This is a genomic window from Streptomyces sp. NPDC045846, from assembly GCF_056431605.1.
In genome coordinates, this window is record NZ_JBWKKJ010000002.1 from 436003 (window position 1) to 452782 (window position 16780).

15 protein-coding genes, 2 tRNA genes and 1 pseudogene are annotated in these 16780 nt (G+C 71.7%); 14 read left to right on the forward strand and 4 right to left on the reverse strand.

The features are described 5' to 3' along the window. Positions 1-56: 56 nt before the first annotated feature. The gene (locus AC07F3_RS06880; RefSeq protein WP_479111196.1) at positions 57-1139 is read left to right on the forward strand and encodes an SCO2583 family membrane protein; all 1083 of its coding nucleotides are present in this window, start codon (positions 57-59) and stop codon (positions 1137-1139) included. Positions 1140-1172: 33 nt separating this feature from the next. Here AC07F3_RS06880 and AC07F3_RS06885 read toward each other — a convergent pair whose 3' ends face one another. Then, a complete protein-coding gene (locus AC07F3_RS06885) occupies positions 1173-2279 on the reverse strand; it encodes a M48 family metallopeptidase (protein WP_479111198.1) in 1107 nt (368 codons plus the stop codon). Between the two features lie 111 nt (positions 2280-2390). On the opposite strand from AC07F3_RS06885, the gene AC07F3_RS06890 reads away from it, so the two are divergent. From AC07F3_RS06890 to AC07F3_RS06930, 9 genes are all read left to right on the forward strand, one after another. After that, positions 2391-2552: a hypothetical protein gene (locus AC07F3_RS06890; protein ID WP_479111200.1), complete on the forward strand. Its 162-nt coding sequence runs from the start codon at positions 2391-2393 to the stop codon at positions 2550-2552. 81 nt (positions 2553-2633) lie between these two features. After that, complete coding sequence (locus AC07F3_RS06895) at positions 2634-2798, forward strand: hypothetical protein (RefSeq protein ID WP_189389484.1); 165 nt, start codon at positions 2634-2636, stop codon at positions 2796-2798. A gap of 37 nt (positions 2799-2835) precedes the next feature. Beyond that, positions 2836-3453, forward strand: coding sequence for a nicotinate-nucleotide adenylyltransferase (gene nadD / locus AC07F3_RS06900; protein ID WP_100578252.1), 618 nt, complete (start codon positions 2836-2838; stop codon positions 3451-3453). Between the two features lie 46 nt (positions 3454-3499). Continuing rightward, a complete protein-coding gene (locus AC07F3_RS06905) occupies positions 3500-5176 on the forward strand; it encodes an LCP family protein (RefSeq protein WP_479111202.1) in 1677 nt (558 codons plus the stop codon). A 92-nt stretch (positions 5177-5268) separates the two neighbouring features. Next, on the forward strand, positions 5269-5706 hold the full coding sequence (rsfS, locus tag AC07F3_RS06910; RefSeq protein WP_479111204.1) for a ribosome silencing factor: 438 nt from the start codon (positions 5269-5271) through the stop codon (positions 5704-5706). Then, positions 5703-6359 (forward strand): histidine phosphatase family protein, encoded by a 657-nt coding sequence (locus tag AC07F3_RS06915; RefSeq protein WP_479111911.1) that lies wholly within the window; start codon positions 5703-5705, stop codon positions 6357-6359. The genes rsfS and AC07F3_RS06915 overlap by 4 nt, the downstream gene beginning before the upstream one ends. A gap of 112 nt (positions 6360-6471) precedes the next feature. Continuing rightward, positions 6472-6544: transfer RNA gene (locus AC07F3_RS06920), tRNA-Ala, on the forward strand. A gap of 168 nt (positions 6545-6712) precedes the next feature. Continuing rightward, positions 6713-6883, forward strand: a complete 171-nt coding sequence (locus AC07F3_RS06925) for a hypothetical protein (protein ID WP_479111206.1) — start codon at positions 6713-6715, stop codon at positions 6881-6883. Positions 6884-6885: 2 nt separating this feature from the next. Continuing rightward, positions 6886-7119: a hypothetical protein gene (locus AC07F3_RS06930; protein ID WP_114036878.1), complete on the forward strand. Its 234-nt coding sequence runs from the start codon at positions 6886-6888 to the stop codon at positions 7117-7119. Here AC07F3_RS06930 and AC07F3_RS06935 read toward each other — a convergent pair. Next, positions 7091-8269 (reverse strand): annotated as a pseudogene (locus AC07F3_RS06935) (glycosyltransferase 87 family protein); the annotation flags it as partial. The gene AC07F3_RS06930 and the pseudogene AC07F3_RS06935 overlap by 29 nt on opposite strands. A gap of 116 nt (positions 8270-8385) precedes the next feature. Here AC07F3_RS06935 and AC07F3_RS06940 point away from each other — a divergent pair. Continuing rightward, a tRNA-Ala gene (locus AC07F3_RS06940) sits at positions 8386-8458 on the forward strand. Positions 8459-8563: 105 nt separating this feature from the next. Here AC07F3_RS06940 and AC07F3_RS06945 read toward each other — a convergent pair. Beyond that, positions 8564-10123 carry an NADH-ubiquinone oxidoreductase-F iron-sulfur binding region domain-containing protein gene (locus AC07F3_RS06945; RefSeq protein ID WP_479111208.1) on the reverse strand — a complete coding sequence of 520 codons (1560 nt, stop codon included), beginning with the start codon at positions 10121-10123 and terminating at the stop codon, positions 8564-8566. A gap of 28 nt (positions 10124-10151) precedes the next feature. Next, positions 10152-11267 (reverse strand): ferric reductase-like transmembrane domain-containing protein, encoded by a 1116-nt coding sequence (locus tag AC07F3_RS06950; RefSeq protein WP_479111210.1) that lies wholly within the window; start codon positions 11265-11267, stop codon positions 10152-10154. A 393-nt stretch (positions 11268-11660) separates the two neighbouring features. On the opposite strand from AC07F3_RS06950, the gene leuS reads away from it, so the two are divergent. The 3 genes from leuS (at position 11661) to AC07F3_RS06965 (ending at position 16357) form a co-directional block, all read left to right on the forward strand. Beyond that, positions 11661-14534 carry a leucine--tRNA ligase gene (gene leuS / locus AC07F3_RS06955; RefSeq protein ID WP_479111212.1) on the forward strand — a complete coding sequence of 958 codons (2874 nt, stop codon included), beginning with the start codon at positions 11661-11663 and terminating at the stop codon, positions 14532-14534. A gap of 119 nt (positions 14535-14653) precedes the next feature. Beyond that, positions 14654-15397, forward strand: a complete 744-nt coding sequence (locus AC07F3_RS06960) for a hypothetical protein (RefSeq protein ID WP_479111214.1) — start codon at positions 14654-14656, stop codon at positions 15395-15397. A 114-nt stretch (positions 15398-15511) separates the two neighbouring features. After that, positions 15512-16357 carry a DegV family protein gene (locus AC07F3_RS06965; protein ID WP_479111216.1) on the forward strand — a complete coding sequence of 282 codons (846 nt, stop codon included), beginning with the start codon at positions 15512-15514 and terminating at the stop codon, positions 16355-16357. Positions 16358-16780: the final 423 nt, after the last annotated feature.

Sequence of the window (16780 nt, forward strand, 5' to 3'; positions counted from 1 at the left end):
GAAGTTGTCGTGTACCAGCGCGTTTACCTTTCCCTCACCAGACCTACCCTGAAGGTATGGCAGGGCGCGGAGAGCCACCCGAGGGGACACCGGAGGGCCTCCCCGGCGGTGGTGACGACGAGTACCGGTCCGTCGTCTTCGACGAATCGTTCGTCCGTGCTGCCCGCCTCCAGGAGTTCTCCGCCCAGGAGCGCATGCGCGAGCACGCCCGGGCCGTACGGTCCCGTCCCAGCTGGTCCCTCAGGGCATCCTCCAAACCCGCCGTCGCGTTGGTCCTGCTGCTGCTCATAGCCTTCAGCACCGCCATCTACATGGGCATCCGGCACCCCTACGACCCGCCGCCCACCAGCCACCCCGAGCCGCTGCGGATGACCGTGATTCCGCTCGCTCCGCAGGGCCCGGTGCCGGGCGGCGACGCGGAGCAGCTCTTCTCGCACAGCCCGGCCGCCCAGTTCCGCACCGGGGGCTCCGGCATCAACCTGCCCTCGGTGACCAAGACCGCCCACTTCTCCGAGGCCCAGGTGATGAACGCCCTGTCCATCGCCAAGGACTACCTGGTCAAGTCGTCCCTGGACCCGGACGTGCTCTCCGGCGGCCCGGTCCACCAGATCCGGGTGCTGCTCGACCCCGATCTGATGGCCCAGTTCGACCAGAGCGTGGCCACCCCGGTCGACGACGGCCGGCACGCCGCGACCGGCTGGCTGGTGCGCTTCGATCCGACCAAGGTGGCCCTGGCCGATCCCCGGATCAGGGTCCAGGGCTCGATGAGCTACGCGGAGTCCGGACCTGACGCGCTCGACGTCGCCACCGACTACGTGTTCGTGTACGCCCTGCACCCGGTCGGGAACGGACCCCACACCACCGACGCCTCCCTGTTCACCGTCCGCCGTGAGCTGCACTTCCGGCTGGACCGCGAGGACCTGCGGCTCAACCGTACGGAACTGCAGGCCAGCACTGTCGAGGCCGGTCCGCAGGCCTGCTCGGCCGACGTGGCGGGCCTGCTGCGGCCGCTCCTGGCGGGTGAGCGGGCGAGCGCCCAGGGCCCGGCCGGCACCGACCCGTACGCGATCGGTCCCGCTCCGGAAGCCCTCTGCGGCACCCTGGCCGCGGGCGCCCAGCCTTCGACCACCCCCGGTTGATCCGGTCCGCCCTCCCCCTCCTCAGGCCTCTTCTCAGCCCTCCCCCTTGCCGTTCTGCTCCGGCTTGCCGTCGGTCGGCTCCGCGTCCGGGCCGGAGGCCTTGTCCGACGGGCGCGGGCCCGCGCCCGTGAACTTGTCGCGCAGCTTGCCGCCCAGGTCCGCCGTGCCGCCTGCGATGTCGCCGACCAGCTTCATGAGCGGGTCCTTGCTGCTCTTGACCGCGTCGGCGTACGAGGCCGCGGACTCCCGGAAGGAGTCGGTGACCGAGGTGTCCCCGTCCTCGTCGCGGCGCGGGTAGTGGCCGTCCATGATCCGCTGGTAGTCGCGGGTCTGCGCCCACTTCTTCAGCTCGGCCGCGCGCACCGTGGTGAACGGGTGGGAGCGGGGCAGCACGTTGAGGATCTTCAGCACGGAGTCGCGCAGGTCGCCTCCGGCCTCGTACTCCTCGGCCTGCTCCAGGAACGCGTCCACGTTCATCTCGTGCAGGTGGTTGCCACCGGCTATCTTCATCAGCCCCCGCATCGAGGCCTGCAGATCCTGGCCCACCAGCAGGCCCGCCCGGTCCGCGGACAGCTCCGACTTGCGGAACCACTCGCGCAGCGCCGTGACGATCGCCATGATCGCGACGTTGCCCAGCGGGATCCAGGCGACCTTCAGCGCGAGATTGGTGAGGAAGAGCAGGATCGTGCGGTACACGGAGTGGCCGGAGAGGGCGTGGCCCACCTCGTGGCCGACGACCGCGCGCATCTCCTCCTCGTCGAGCAGCTCGACCAGGCCCGTCGTCACCACGATGATCGGCTCGTCGAGCCCGATGCACATCGCGTTCGGCTGCGGGTTCTGCGTGACGTACATCGGGGGGACCTTCTCCAGGTCCAGGATGTAACAGGCGTCCCGCAGCATGTCGTTGAGGTGCGCGAACTGGGCGTCGCCCACCCGCACCGAGTCCGACAGGAAGAGCAGTCTGAGGCTGCGCTCGGGCAGCAGCCCGCTGAGGGCCTTGAAGACCGTGTCGAACCCCGACAGCTTGCGCAGCGCGACCAGCGCCGAGCGGTCCGCGGGGTGCTCGTAGGCCCGGGAGGAGATCCCGGGGAACCTGCGCCGTTGCCTGCTCGGCACGGTGTCGTTGATGTCCTCGGTCATGGGTGCCCCCTGTCGTTCGAGTCGTCGGCTCGTCCCCCTGACGACATCCACATTAGGTGGTGGCGATACCGTGGCCCGGGGGCCTGTGGATAACTTTCGAGGAGACCTGCCATGCCGGACGTCGTCACCGTTCTCGCTGCCGCTTCCGGCCAGGGGCCGGGCGCGCTGTTGCGGATCCTGCTGCTCGGCTCCATGGTCGGAGCGGCCCTGCTGGCCTGGTTCCTGCTGCGCGGATACCGCTCGAACGGCGGTGACGACAACAAGAACGACTGAGTCGGCGTGAGCGTGCCCGGACCGCCCGCATACGATGTGGGCGAAGTCTCCGCCCCGACTCCCGGATAGGTCCTGCCGAAGATGAGCCTCCACAGCACCGCCGCCAACCTGGTCTCGCTCGCCGAAGGCGCCGAGCACGGGGGCGGCAACCACGAAAGCCTGCAGCCCTGGATGACGGGCGGCGGCGCGCTGGTCGCCCTGCTCCTGCTGCTCTGGATCACCACCCGCTTCAACCGCGACCGCTGAGTCGGGGCCGCAAGCCGGGCCAGTAGGCTCTGCACGCATGGGAGAGCAGGAAGTGCCTACCGGTCCGGTGAAGCGACGCATCGGCGTGATGGGCGGAACGTTTGATCCGATCCATCACGGACACCTCGTGGCCGCCAGCGAGGTGGCCTCGCAGTTCCATCTGGACGAGGTCGTGTTCGTACCGACCGGGCAGCCGTGGCAGAAGAGCCACAAGCTGGTCTCACCGGCCGAGGACCGCTATCTCATGACGGTCATCGCCACCGCGTCCAACCCGCAGTTCTCCGTCAGCCGCATCGACATCGACCGCGGCGGCGCGACGTACACCATCGACACCCTGCGGGACCTGCGCGAGCGCAACAGCGACGCGGACCTCTTCTTCATCACCGGCGCCGACGCGCTCGGCCAGATCCTGACCTGGCGCGACGCCGAGGAACTGTTCTCGCTGGCCCACTTCATCGGCGTGACCCGGCCCGGTCACGTCCTGACCGACGACGGGCTGCCCGAGGGCGGGGTCTCGCTGGTCGAGGTGCCCGCTCTGGCGATCTCGTCGACGGACTGCCGGGCGAGGGTCGCGCAGGGGGACCCGGTCTGGTATCTGGTTCCCGACGGTGTGGTCCGCTACATCGACAAGCGCCAGCTGTATCGCGGCGAGTGAGACCAGCCGTACCGCCTGTACGTCGGCGAGTGAGAGAAGGCCATCGGTGAACGACCGCCAGTACGACCCGTACGCGCCCCAGGTGCAGCTGGTCGGGTACGACGAGTACGGCCGGCCGGTGTACCAGCAGGTCCAGCCGCAGCAGCAGGCCTACGACCCCTACGCCCAGCCCCAGGAACCCCAGCAGCAACAGCAGCAGGGGTACGGGTACGACCAGGCGTACGTGCCGCAGCAGTCGACGTACGACCCGTACGCGCAGCAGCCGCAGCAAGGGCCCCAACAGCCGCAGCAGACCCAGCAGTTCGCGCAGCAGGACTACGGGCACGACTACGGCGGCGCGCAGCAGCAGCCCGTCCAGGCGCCCCCGGAGCCGGCCCCCGTCGCGGAGCCGCAGGGCGCGCCCGTGCTGCCGCAGCAGCGCAGGGACGAGCACGCCGAGGGCGCCGAACGCGACTACCGCACCGAGCAGTTCTCGTTCATCGAGGAGCCCGACGAGGACTCCGAGGACGTCATCGACTGGCTCAAGTTCACCGAGAGCCGCAGCGAGCGCCGCGAGGAGGCCAAGCGGCGCGGCCGCAACCGCGTCGTCGCGCTCGTCGTGGCGCTCGCCGTGGTGGTGGCCGGCGGCGTGGGCTACCTCTGGTTCGCGGGCAAGCTGCCCGGGCTCTCGTCCTCCTCGGACGCGAAGAAGGGCGGCGCGACCGCGGTCGGTGCGCAGAAGCGCGACGTGATCGTGGTGCACCTGCACAACACCAAGGCGGGCGGCACCTCCACGGCGCTCCTCGTCAACAACGTGACCACGAAGCAGGGCACCACGGTGCTGCTGCCCAACACGCTGGCCCTGTCCAACGACGACGGCAGCCGCACCACCCTGGGCAAGTCGGTGGACACGGACGGCTCGCAGGGCACCCGCGAGTCGATCTCCACCCTCCTCGGCGCCAAGATCACCGGAACCTGGCGCCTGGACACCCCGTACCTGGAAAACCTCGTCGACCTCGTCGGGAACATCGACATCAGTACGGACACGGACGTCCCCGGCCCCAAGCAGGGCGGCGACCCGCTGGTCAAGCAGGGCGACGACCAGACGCTCTCCGGTCAGATGGCCGTCGCCTACGCCACCTACCGCGCCCCCGGCGAGCCCGAGGTCAAGCAGCTCCAGCGGTTCGGCGCGGTGATGTACGGCGTGCTGCGCAAGATCTCCGACGATCCGAAGGCGGCCACGATCACCGTCCAGACGCTCGCGCAGATCCTCGACCCGTCGCTGCCCGAGGGCGACCTCGGGGCCTCCCTGGCCAAGCTCGCCGAGCACGCCAAGATCGGCGCGTACAAGACGGCGGTCCTTCCCGTGCAGCCCGACGGCACGCTCAGCCAGCAGGCCACCGACAGCGTGGTCAAGGACGTCCTGGGCGGCCGGCTCGGCGGCGGAGGGGCCGACCAGGGGTCGGCGGTGCGGGTGGGCGTGAAGAACGCCACCGGCAACCCGAAGACGACCGAGGCCGTACGGGTCGCCCTGATCAACGGCGGCTACGCGTTCGTCGACGCCGGAAGCGGCGGTACGGAGGCCACCTCGCAGGTCCTGTACGCGGACGCGGCGCAGAAGGCGAAGGCGGTCGAGGTCGCCAAGACCCTCGGCCTGCCCGACAGCGCGGTCAAGCAGGGCAAGGCGGCCGCCAACGCCGACGTGTCGGTCGTCATCGGCAAGGACTACAAGGCGCCGCAGTGACGGCCCGGACGTAATCCTTTCGGGGCTGTCGGCGGTCCGTGAGATCCTGGAAATCGATCCGATTGGATCTGACCGCCGACGAAAGCCTGCTTGTGACCGCCACGGACCGTTCCATCGAGCTCATCACCGCCGCCGCCCAGGCGGCCGCCGACCGGCTCGCGCACGACATCATCGCGTACGACGTCAGCGACGTGCTGTCGATCACCGACGCCTTCCTGCTCGCCTCCGCGCCCAACGACCGCCAGGTCAAGTCGATCGTCGACGAGATCGAGGAGCGGCTGAACAAGGAGCTCGGCGCCAAGCCGGTGCGCCGCGAGGGCGACCGCGACGCCCGCTGGATCCTGCTGGACTACGTCGACATCGTCGTGCACGTCCAGCACAGCGAGGAGCGCGTCTTCTACGCCCTGGAGCGCCTGTGGAAGGACTGCCCCGAGCTCCCGCTGCCCGAGGACGCCATGAAGACCCGGGGCAAGGCGGCCGAGCACGCCGCGCTGACCGGGGCCGACGAAGCGGACGGTGAGCTGAGCTGAACGGAACCACCAAGGGCGGCCGGGGCCGCCGGATAGTCCTGTGGCGGCACGGCCAGACGGCCTGGAACCTGGAGCGCCGCTTCCAGGGCTCCACGGACATCGAGCTGACCGAGACCGGCATCGGGCAGGCGCACCGCGCCGCCCGCCTGCTGGCCGCACTGAAGCCCGACGCGATCGTCGCCTCCGACCTGCGGCGGGCCGCCGCCACCGCCGCCGAGCTGGCGGCCGTGACCGGCCTGCCGGTCGAGCACGACTCGGCCCTGCGCGAGACGTACGCGGGCGCCTGGCAGGGGCTCACGCACGAGGAGATCGTCGCCCGGTACGGCGAGCAGTACGCGGCGTGGAAGCGCGGCGAGGCCGTGCGCCGGGGCGGCGGCGAGCTGGAGACCGAGGTCGCCGACCGGGCCGCTCCCGTCGTGCTGCGCCACGCCGACAAGCTGCCCGACGGCGGCACCCTCGTCGTCGTCAGCCACGGCGGCACCATCCGCACCACCATCGGCCGTCTGCTCGGCCTGGAGGCGCACCACTGGGAGGGCCTTGGCGGGCTCACCAACTGCTGCTGGTCCGTCCTCGGTGAGGGCGCGCGCGGCTGGCGCCTGCTCGAGCACAACGCCGGAACGCTCCCCGAGCCGGTCCTCGGAGACGACGACTAACCCCTGCTCAGGGGCGGTGGCAGCCGGATTTCACTTTCCGGCAGGTCACAGGCTAGAGTTCTTCTTGTTCGCAGCGCGGGACCGCCGAAGAAGCGGAAACGAAGCGAACAGCGGGGCTATAGCTCAGTTGGTAGAGCGCCTGCATGGCATGCAGGAGGTCAGGAGTTCAATTCTCCTTAGCTCCACAATCGGATCCCGTCCCCTCGTGGGGGCGGGATCTTCTTGTTGTGCGCCGCGTGCGGCGGCCCGGCGTGGCCGGTCTCCTACGGTGACAGCACTGACCCCCTTGCGAGGACATGGCAGAATCGGGACGGCCGGAGGGGGACGACGGACCGAACGGGAGGGAGTGCGCGATGCCCGCGAGTCGCGAAGAATTCCCGGAACCGCCCGGCGGGCCCGAAGCCGTCTCGTCCGGCGCCCGCCTGAGCTGTCCCTCCTGCGGATCGGCGCACGTCGCCCAGATGCTCGGTGACAACGGCGGCGTGTCCTACGTGTGTACGGCCTGCGGCCACAGCTGGAGCTGAACATGGGTGCACACAGGCGGAAATGTGACTGGTGCGGCAGCGGTACGCCCATCGTCAGGGACATGGATCCGGTCAACACCGACTACCAGTACTGGTGCGAGGAATGCGCCAGGGCACTGGTCATAAAGGGCGACCCGATCGAGACGTATCGGGAACTCGAAGGAGAGCCCATCTACGGCCGCCTCCTGGAGGCGCACTGCACGCTGAAGCGGTTCTACTCCTTCGCCACGGCCTGACCGCCGCCAGCACCAGGAACACCGCGCCGGCCAGCGGATAGAGCGCCGAGAGCGCCATCTGTCCGCCGCTCTGGGCGAGTTCGGGCCGGTGGGTGCCGTGCGGAACCCACCACAGCGCGTACGAGCAGAAGACCGCGCCCAGCAGCGCCCAGCGCGAGCGTTCCGCGGCCAGCAGCACCACCACCGGGACACACCACACCCAGTGGTGCGACCAGGAGACGGGGCTCACCAGGAGCGCGGTCACCGCGCAGGCCGCCACCGCCCACGCCCGCAGGCCGCGCAGTTCGGCGCGTACGGCGACGGCGAGGCCCAGCGCCGCGGTCACGGCCGCCACCACCGCCCACCAGGGGCCGGGGTCGCCGGTGTGCAGCAGCCGGGCCAGCACTCCGCGCAGCGACTGGTTGGCGGTGTCCTCGGCGTGGCCCACCCGGCCCGCCTCGAACACCATCGACGTCCAGAAGCGCCACGAGTCGTGAGGCAGGGCGACCGCGGCCGCGGCCGTGGCGGCGCAGAACACCGCGACGGCCCGCAGAGCCATGCCGAGCGCGGGGCCGCCGCCGTTCCTCGCCCGTACGACAGCGGTGATCAGCAGGAACAGCGCGAACAGGGCGGGGGTGAGTTTCAGCGCGGCGGCGAGCCCGACGCCGGTGCCCGCCCAGCGGTGGCCCGGCCGGCGGGTGAAGTCCCAGAGCACCGCGACGGCGAGCAGGAGGTTGATCTGGCCGTAGCGCAAGGTGGTCCACACCGGCTCGCACCACACGGCGAGCGCGGCGATCCACAGCGCCGCGCCGGGGCGCGGCCGGCCCGCGAGCCGCAGCGACAGCTCGGCCAGGGCGATCAGCAGCCCCAGGTTGATGGCGGTCGCCAGGGCCCGCAGCACCGGAACGCCGGGCAGGGTGAGCGGGGTGAACAGCAGCGCCGCGAACGGCGGGTAGGTGGTGGCCAGCCCGGCCCCGGTCGCGCGCATCGCGTAGAGGTCCGCCCCGGCCCGTACGGTCTGGCCCTCCGCCCGGTAGACCAGCAGGTCGATCATCGAGACCCCGGCGGCCCGCTGAGCGGCCCAGAACACGGCGAAGGAGAGCAGGCAGACGAGGGCGGCGGGCGGGACGGGGCGGCGGGCAGCGGTGTGCGCGAGCACCTTCACGGTCACGAAGGTGGACGTTACCGTCCTTCTTCGTACAGAACGGAAACCGATTTGGTGAACCACCGGGGTGACCGTGTAATGTTCTCGATGTCGCCGCGGGAAACCGGGCGGCGGGAAAACAAGGGGCTATAGCTCAGTTGGTAGAGCGCCTGCATGGCATGCAGGAGGTCAGGAGTTCAATTCTCCTTAGCTCCACAGTGAAGAAGGCGGGCCATCCGATTCGGATGGCCCGCCTTCTTGTCGTGGCTCCCCTCTAAGGCCTGCGCCTCGTCCCTGGGGCGCCGTTACGGTCGGAAACGGTCAACTGCGGCCACTGTCCAGGGCCTTGCGGGTGATCTGGGGGAGTGCGGCCGGGGCCTGCTCGATCCGGAGCGCCAGTGCGGGACAGCGGCGCACGGCTCGCTGCGCGCGCCCCCGCAGATGCATCGGCACCGTGGCGTCCGCGACGAGCGGATAGCCGTCCGGGCCGAGGCCGATCAGCTCCGGCACGATGTCCGCGCAGAGCCCGTGGCCCTCGCACAGCGTCCAGTCGACCACCACCTTCTCGCCGCTCGGAACGCCCTCCTCCTGGTAGCCGGGCCCGGGCAGCGGCAGCACGCCCGCCGTCGGCCGGCCGCAGCCCCCGGCCAGCACGTGCGCCGCAAGATCGTCCGTGAACGCCGCCAGCGTCGAGGCGAGGAACCGCGCCGAGCCGTCCGGATGCTTGCAGGCGCCGCGGCCCTTCACGGCCTGCGTCACCTCGCGCAGCGCTTCCAGGGCGGCCGGGCCCCCGCCGTGCAGCAGGTCGGCAAGGCCGCCCGCCGCCGCCGGCAGACCCAGCCTGCACGGGCCGCACTGGCCCGCCGTCTCGGCCGCCAGCCAGTTGGCGACCCTGAGCGCTTCCCCGAGTGCGCAGGTCCCCGGCCCGATCGGCAGGATCGCGCCCGCCCCCAGAGCGCCGCCGAGCGCCGAGAGCGAGGCCCGCGAGACGGCCGCGTCATGAGCGGCCACGGAATTCAGCCAGCTGCCGTGATAGCCGCCGGTCAGCACGCCCTGGGGCAGTGACGGCGCCCCGGCCAGCTGCAGGACGTAGCGCAGCGGCACCCCGGTGGGAACCTCGACGACCATCGGGCGCTCGACCGCCCCGGACAGGGTGAGCAGGACGGTGCCCGGCTCGGCCGGCTCGCCGGTGTTGCAGAAGCGGCGCGGGCCCAGCCGGGCGGCCACGGCGAGCTGGGCGAAGGTCTCGGCGTTGGAGAGCAGCGTCGGGGCGCCGCCGACCCCCGACTCTGCGGCCCGCTCGCGGCGCCCCGGCGGCAGGGCGGGGCCGCCGTCGATCGCCCGGATCACCGCGGAGGCCTCGCCGGACACCATCCGCTCGGGGGTGCGCACCACCCGGGCGCGCAGCGGGGAGCTCCGTTTGTCGGTGAGGCCGCGCTCGGCGAAGGCGGCCCGTACGGACGCCTGAGTGGAATCACGCGTCACGGCGACGACCAGGGTGCGCGCGCCGAGCGCCTCGGCGGCCAGCAGCGCGCCGTCCAGGACGAGATGGGGGGCCCGGCACACCAGGACGGTGTCCTTGCGGCAGGCGGGCTCGCCCTCGCTCGCGTTGACCACGACGACCGGGCGTATCCCGCGCCGGATCGCCGCGGAGGCGACCGCGCGGAGTTTGCGGCCGAAGGGGAAACCCGCGCCGCCGCGGCCCGTGAGGGCGATGTCGTCGCAGAGCTGGGCCAGGCGTTCGCCGTCGACCGGCTTGAGGGGGCCGTGCACCTTGAGGTGCATCGGCAGGGCCAGCCGCTCGACGAGGTCGAAGCCGGCGGTCAGTTGGGGCAGGCCGACGACGCGGACCTCAGGGACGTCGGGGAGGGGCGTGTTCATGGTCGTACTCCTGCTGTCGCGGGCACCGTCACGGGCGTTCTCCAAAGGCGGAGCCCGGCTGGGAGGGCCAGGGCTCGCCCGCGGCCGGCGGCTGGTAGGGAGCGGTCGGCGCGGGGGCCGGCAGAGGCTCGGGCGGGCGCGGCGAGGGCGCGGGCCACCGGGGGGCCGGGGGCGCGGGCGGGGCCAGCGATACCGCGCGGTAGGCCGCCGAGATGCCCGCGTCGCCACGGACCTCCCGCTCGGGGGCGGGGCGGTAGCGGGGCAGTGCCTCGTGCGGGGGCTCGTACAGGGCGTGGCTCTCCGGGAACTGCCGCGCCGCGTCGGGGAGTTCGGGCGAGGCCTCATGAGAGGGCGGCGCCTCGTACGCCGCGTAGGAGGGCGGCTCGGCCGGGCGCGGCGGCACGGCCGGTTCGGCGGGCTCGTTCTGCGGGCCGGGCCGCAGCGCCGCGAACCGGTCGGTGATCCTGCGCTTCACCGGCCGGGGCAGCGCGCGTACGGCCAGCGCGCTCGCCACTCCCGCCAGGCTCAGGGCGTACATCGCGACCACCCACCCGGCCGGCGGCCGCCCCGCGTACAGGCCGTGGACCAGGGCCGAGCACCAGGCCGGATAGGCGAGCATGTGCACCGCCCGCCAGCGGGCCGCGACCCGCCCCGGGGTGGCGAACGCGCTGCGCATCGCGCCCGTGACGGCCGTCAGGACCATCAGGATCCCGGCGAGCGAGCCGAAGCCGATCAGGCCGGACGCGCCGGTGATGCCGAGCCCGAACGGGACCACCGCGCCGAGCAGGCCGACATGGCCGAGCGCGATCTTGACGGTGACGTGCAGCAGGAGGAACCCGATCGAGGCGATGGCGGTCGCGCGGTGCACGGCCTGCGCCATCAGACGGTGACGCGGGGTGAGGAACAGCCGGTCGGTGGCGAGCAGGCCCCAGGCCACGGACGCGGTGAGCGAGACCAGCGACAGGACGCCGGCGGTGAAGTCGAGCGCGGCGCGCAGTCCTGCGGGGGAGAGGAGCGCCAGCGGCGGTATGAGCAGGGCGACGACGCCCAGTGCGGCCGCGGAGAGCCCGCCCTTGCGGGCCGGGCGGCCCCGCGCCGGAGCCCGGCGCGGGCGGTGCGGGGTGAACGGATGGCGAGGTTTCATGGTGGGGCGACTCCGAGTGGTTCGGCAAAGCGGTCCCGTGGCGGCATGCTAGGTCGCCCCATACCGGCCGGTACGGGGTTTGAGCGGTTGCCCCAGAAGAGGGCGGTACGCGGAGTAACCTCGCCCCCGGCACCCCCGGGGGGTAGGCCGAGCCGCCCCGGTGGGCAGTCGGTGCGGGCCTTGCGGGGCCTGCGGTACCCTGACGCCATGCGTGCCGTACGCCTTCTGCTTAGCGAGCCGCGCTGAACACTCCCGACCGATGAAGAGATCCGGTCGGACTCGGCGCGGCGCCCCCTCCTGTGCGAGGGGTTTTTTCGTTTGGCGATTCGATGACGGATCGACGGGCGAACGCTCGAACCCGCTGGCAGAGACGATCGATGGAGCTTTGAGGACATGAGCGAGACGAACACCGCTGCCGCCGCAGAGACGGCCGCGCCGCACCGCTACACGGCGGCCATGGCCGCCGACATCGAGGCACGCTGGCAGGACTTCTGGGACGCCGAGGGCACCTACGCGGCGCCGAACCCGGCAGGTGACCTGGCCGGTGACCCGGCGGTCGTCGCCCGGCCCAAGAAGTTCATCATGGACATGTTCCCGTACCCGTCGGGCTCGGGTCTGCACGTCGGGCACCCGCTGGGCTACATCGCCACCGACGTCTACGCCCGCCACCAGCGCATGACCGGCCACAACGTGCTGCACACGCTGGGCTTCGACGCGTTCGGCCTGCCCGCAGAGCAGCACGCGGTCGCCACCGGCACGCACCCCCGGGTGTCGACCGAGGCCGCCATGGACAACATGAAGCGGCAGCTGCGCCGCCTGGGTCTGGGCCACGACAAACGCCGCTCGATCGCGACGATCGACCCCGCGTACTACAAGTGGACCCAGTGGATCTTCCTGCAGATCTTCAACTCCTGGTACGACACCGAGGCCCAGAAGGCCCGCCCGATCGCCGAGCTGGTCGCCGCCTTCGAGGACGGCACCCGCGAGGTCCCGGGCGGCCGTGACTGGGCCGCGCTGAGCGCCGCCGAGCGCGCCGAGGTCCTGGGCGAGTACCGCCTGGCGTACGCCTCCGCCGCGCCCGTCAACTGGTGCCCCGGCCTGGGCACCGTCCTGGCCAACGAGGAGGTCACCGCCGACGGCCGCTCCGAGCGCGGCAACTTCCCGGTCTTCAAGTCCAAGCTGCGCCAGTGGAACATGCGCATCACCGCCTACGCGGACCGCCTGCTGGACGACCTGGACGCGCTGGACTGGCCGGACGCCATCAAGCTGCAGCAGCGCAACTGGATCGGCCGCTCCGAGGGCGCCCGCGTCGACTTCAAGGTCGGCGAGTCGGACGCCATCACCGTCTTCACCACCCGCCAGGACACCCTGTTCGGCGCCACCTACATGGTGCTGGCGCCCGAGCACGAGCTGGTCGACTCCATCGTCCCGGCCGCCTGGCCCGAGGGCACCCACGAGGTGTGGACCGGCGGCCACGCGACCCCGGCCGAGGCCGTCGCCAAGTACCGCGCGTTCGCGGCCTCCAAGTCGGACGTGGAGCGCCAGGCCGACGCCAAGGAGAAGACCGGCGTCTTCACCGGCGCGTTCGCCGTCAACCCCGTCAGCGGCGAAAAGGTTCCCGTCTTCATCGCCGACTACGTGCTGATGGGCTACGGCACTGGCGCGATCATGGCCGTACCGGCGCACGACACCCGTGACTTCGCCTTCGCGCGCGCCTTCGAGCTGCCCATGCGCTGCGTCGTGGAGCCCTCCGACGGCCGCGGCACGGACGCCTCGACGTGGGACGACGCGTTCGCCTCCTACGAGGCGAAGCTGGTCAACTCCGCCAACAGCGAGATCTCCCTGGACGGCCTGGGCGTCACCGAGGCCAAGGCGAAGATGACCGAGTGGCTGACCGAGCGCGGCATCGGCGAGGGCACCGTCAACTTCCGGCTGCGCGACTGGCTGTTCAGCCGCCAGCGCTACTGGGGCGAGCCCTTCCCGATCGTCTACGACGAGGACGGCATCGCCCACCCGCTGCCCGCCTCGATGCTGCCGCTGGAGCTGCCGGAGGTCGACGACTACTCGCCGCGCACCTTCGACCCGGACGACGCCAACACCTCGCCGGAGACCCCGCTGTCCCGCAACGAGGACTGGGTCAACGTCGAGCTGGACCTGGGCGACGGCGTCAAGAAGTACCGCCGCGAGACCAACACCATGCCCAACTGGGCCGGTTCCTGCTGGTACGAGCTGCGCTACCTGGACCCGCACAACAGCGAGCAGCTGGTCGACCCGGCCATCGAGCAGTACTGGATGGGCCCGCGCGAGGGCATGCCGACCGGCGGCGTGGACCTGTACGTCGGCGGCGCCGAGCACGCCGTGCTGCACCTGCTGTACGCGCGCTTCTGGTCCAAGGTGCTGTTCGACCTGGGCCACATCTCCTCGGCCGAGCCGTTCCACAAGCTGTACAACCAGGGCATGATCCAGGCGTACGTCTACCGGGACAGCCGCGGCTTCCCGGTGCCGGCCGCCGAGGTCGAGGAGCGCGACGGCAAGTTCTTCTTCGCGGGCGAGCCGGTCAAGCGCGAGCTGGGCAAGATGGGCAAGTCCCTGAAGAACGCGGTCACTCCGGACGAGATCTGCGCCGAGTACGGTGCCGACACCCTGCGCCTGTACGAGATGGCGATGGGCCCGCTGGACGTCTCGCGCCCCTGGGACACCCGCGCGGTGGTCGGCCAGTACCGGCTGCTGCAGCGGCTGTGGCGCAACATCGTCGACGAGGCGACCGGCGAGGTCACCGTCACCGACGCCGAGCCCGACGAGGCGACGCTGCGCGCGCTGCACAAGGCGATCGACGGCGCCGGCGGCGACCTGGCGGGGCTGCGCTTCAACACCGCCATCGCCAAGATCACCGAGCTGAACAACCACCTGACCAAGGTGGGCGGCCCGCTGGCCCGACCCGTCGCTGAGCAGCTGGTGCTGCTGATCGCACCGCTGGCCCCCCACATCGCCGAGGAGCTGTGGCGCAAGCTCGGCCACACCGACTCCGTGGTGCACCACGACTTCCCGGTCGCCGACCCGGCCTACGTCGTGGACGAGGCCGTGACCTGCGTCGTGCAGGTCAAGGGCAAGGTCAAGGCGCGTCTGGAGGTGCCGCCGGCCATCTCCGACGACGAGCTGGAGAAGCTGGCGCTGGCTGACGAGGCCGTCGTCGCGGCGCTGGACGGCGCGGGCATCCGCAAGGTCATCGTGCGGGCGCCGAAGCTGGTGAACATCGTCCCCGCATAAGGCGGAAAAGGTACTGGGGGCTTTCCCCTACGGGCAGGTTGGGGGTTCCGAGGGAACCCACGGCCTGCCCGTTCCGTTTACGGTGGAGGGGACGATGCCGACCGACCGAGGGGACGTTCATGGAAGCCGCGATCCTGATCATGGCGCTGCTGTTCGTCGCCTTCGTGGCGCTCGGTGTGTACGTGACGGTCAAGGTGGTCGGCGCCGCCAAGCGCGGAGTGGAGCGTACGGTCACGCAGGCCCGCAGGACCGTCGAGGACACCACGCTGCGCGCCAAGAGCGTGGGCCAGCCGGGCGTCGCGGGCCAGCTCGCCCAGCTGCGCCTTTCGCTGCGCACCTCGATGCGGGCCACGCAGGACGCGCTGCACGCGGGCGTCGCCGAGGACGAGTCGTTGAAGGAGTCCCTCGCCCTGTTCGAGCGGCTCAGCGGGCACGGCCACGAACTGGACGACGAGTTGAGGCGCCTGGAGCGGGAGCCCGACAAGCGCAAGATCGCCGACCGGATGCCGGAGCTGCGCGAGCGCACCGAGCGCATCACGCACTCCGCGGACTCGCTGCGCTGGGCGGCGCGGGACCGCGCCCGCCAGTTCGCCGACGACGAGCTCGCCTCGCTCAGCGAGCAGATCGAGATGGAGTCCGGCGCCCTGAGGGACTGGGCGACGAAGGGGCCGACGACGGGCGAGCCCGCGTCCTGGGACGACCTTCCGGACGGCCCGGCGTCCACGCGGAAGCCCTCGGCGCCGGAGCAGAGCGCGCGGACCCGGCCCGAGCCGCCCGCACAGGCATCCCGGGCGATAGGCCCCGCCGAGTCGCCGGTGACCTACCCCTGGCAGAAGACGCCGCGCCCCGAAGCGACGAGCTGAGCCGGCGAACACCAGGTCAAAGCGGTGGAACAGGGCGCCCACGGCTGACCCGAACTGATCATTCCACCAGGGCCGGACTGCCGCCCGGCGGCCTCGGCGGGTAACCTCCCGCTCATGTCCCGCCATGTCGCGATCGTCACCGATTCAACGGCCTATCTGCCGCCGCAGACGATGGAGCGGCACAGCATCACCGCAGTGCCGCTGACCGTCGTCCTGGGAGACCAGGCGCTGGAGGAGGGCACGGAGATCTCGGCCCGCTCGCTGGCGCTGGCCCTGCAGAAGCGACGCCCCGTCACCACTTCCCGGCCCAGCCCCGAGGTATTCGCGGCCGCCTACCGGAAGGTCGCGGAAGCGGGGGCGGACGGAATCGTCTCGCTGCACCTGTCGGCCGAGTTCTCCGGCACCTACGACGCCGCCGTGCTCGCCGCCAAGGACGCCCCGGTGCCGGTGCGCGTCGTCGACACCGGGATGGTCGCGATGGCGCTCGGCTTCTGCGCGCTGGCCGCGGCCCAGGTCGCCGACGCCGGCGGCACGCTGGACGAGGCGGTGGCCGCCGCGGAGAAGCGTGCCGGTGAGACCTCCGCCTTCTTCTACGTCGACACCCTGGACTATCTGCGCCGCGGCGGCCGGATCGGCGCCGCGCAGGCGCTGCTCGGCTCCGCCCTGGCCGTCAAGCCCCTGCTCCAGCTCGACGGGGGCCGCATCGACATGCTGGAGAAGGTGCGCACCGCCTCCCGGGCCATCGCCCGGCTGGAGGAGATCGTGGCCGACCGGGCGGGAAGCAGCCCGGTCGACATCGCGGTCCACCATCTCGCCGCGCCGGAACGCGCCGCCGCCCTCGCCGACCGGCTGCGGGACCGGGTGCCGGGCCTGGTCGACCTGTACACCAGCGAGGTCGGAGCGGTGATCGGCGCCCACACGGGGCCGGGGCTGCTGGGAGCCATCGTTTCCCCGCGCTGAGGAGTCGGGGGAGGGGCGACGGTACGGGGCCACCGCGTCGGCGTGCGCCGGGCCCGGCCCGTCGGAGGATCCGGAAGTCCCCCTTGTACGCGGCCGCGTGGTGACCTCGGCCCCGGGAACCGCCCGTCGAACCCCTCATATGGGTGACGGAGTTTTCCACAACTGCCGCGCTTTCCACGGGAATTGATGGCGCTCAGCGAGATCGGGCGAGGGTGCCTAACGTCTCGTGACATGGCAATCCGATCACGACGCACCCCCACGAGCGGACCGGGCCGGGCCCCCGGCTCGGACGGCCGGACCCGGCCGGGCCGCGCCCGCCGCGACCAGATCCCCGCCTCCGGCCCGACCGTACGCAGACGCGGGGACGCGCTGTTCCTCCCGCCGCCACCGGGCACGGCGGCCCCACCGCATGAACCCGCGGCC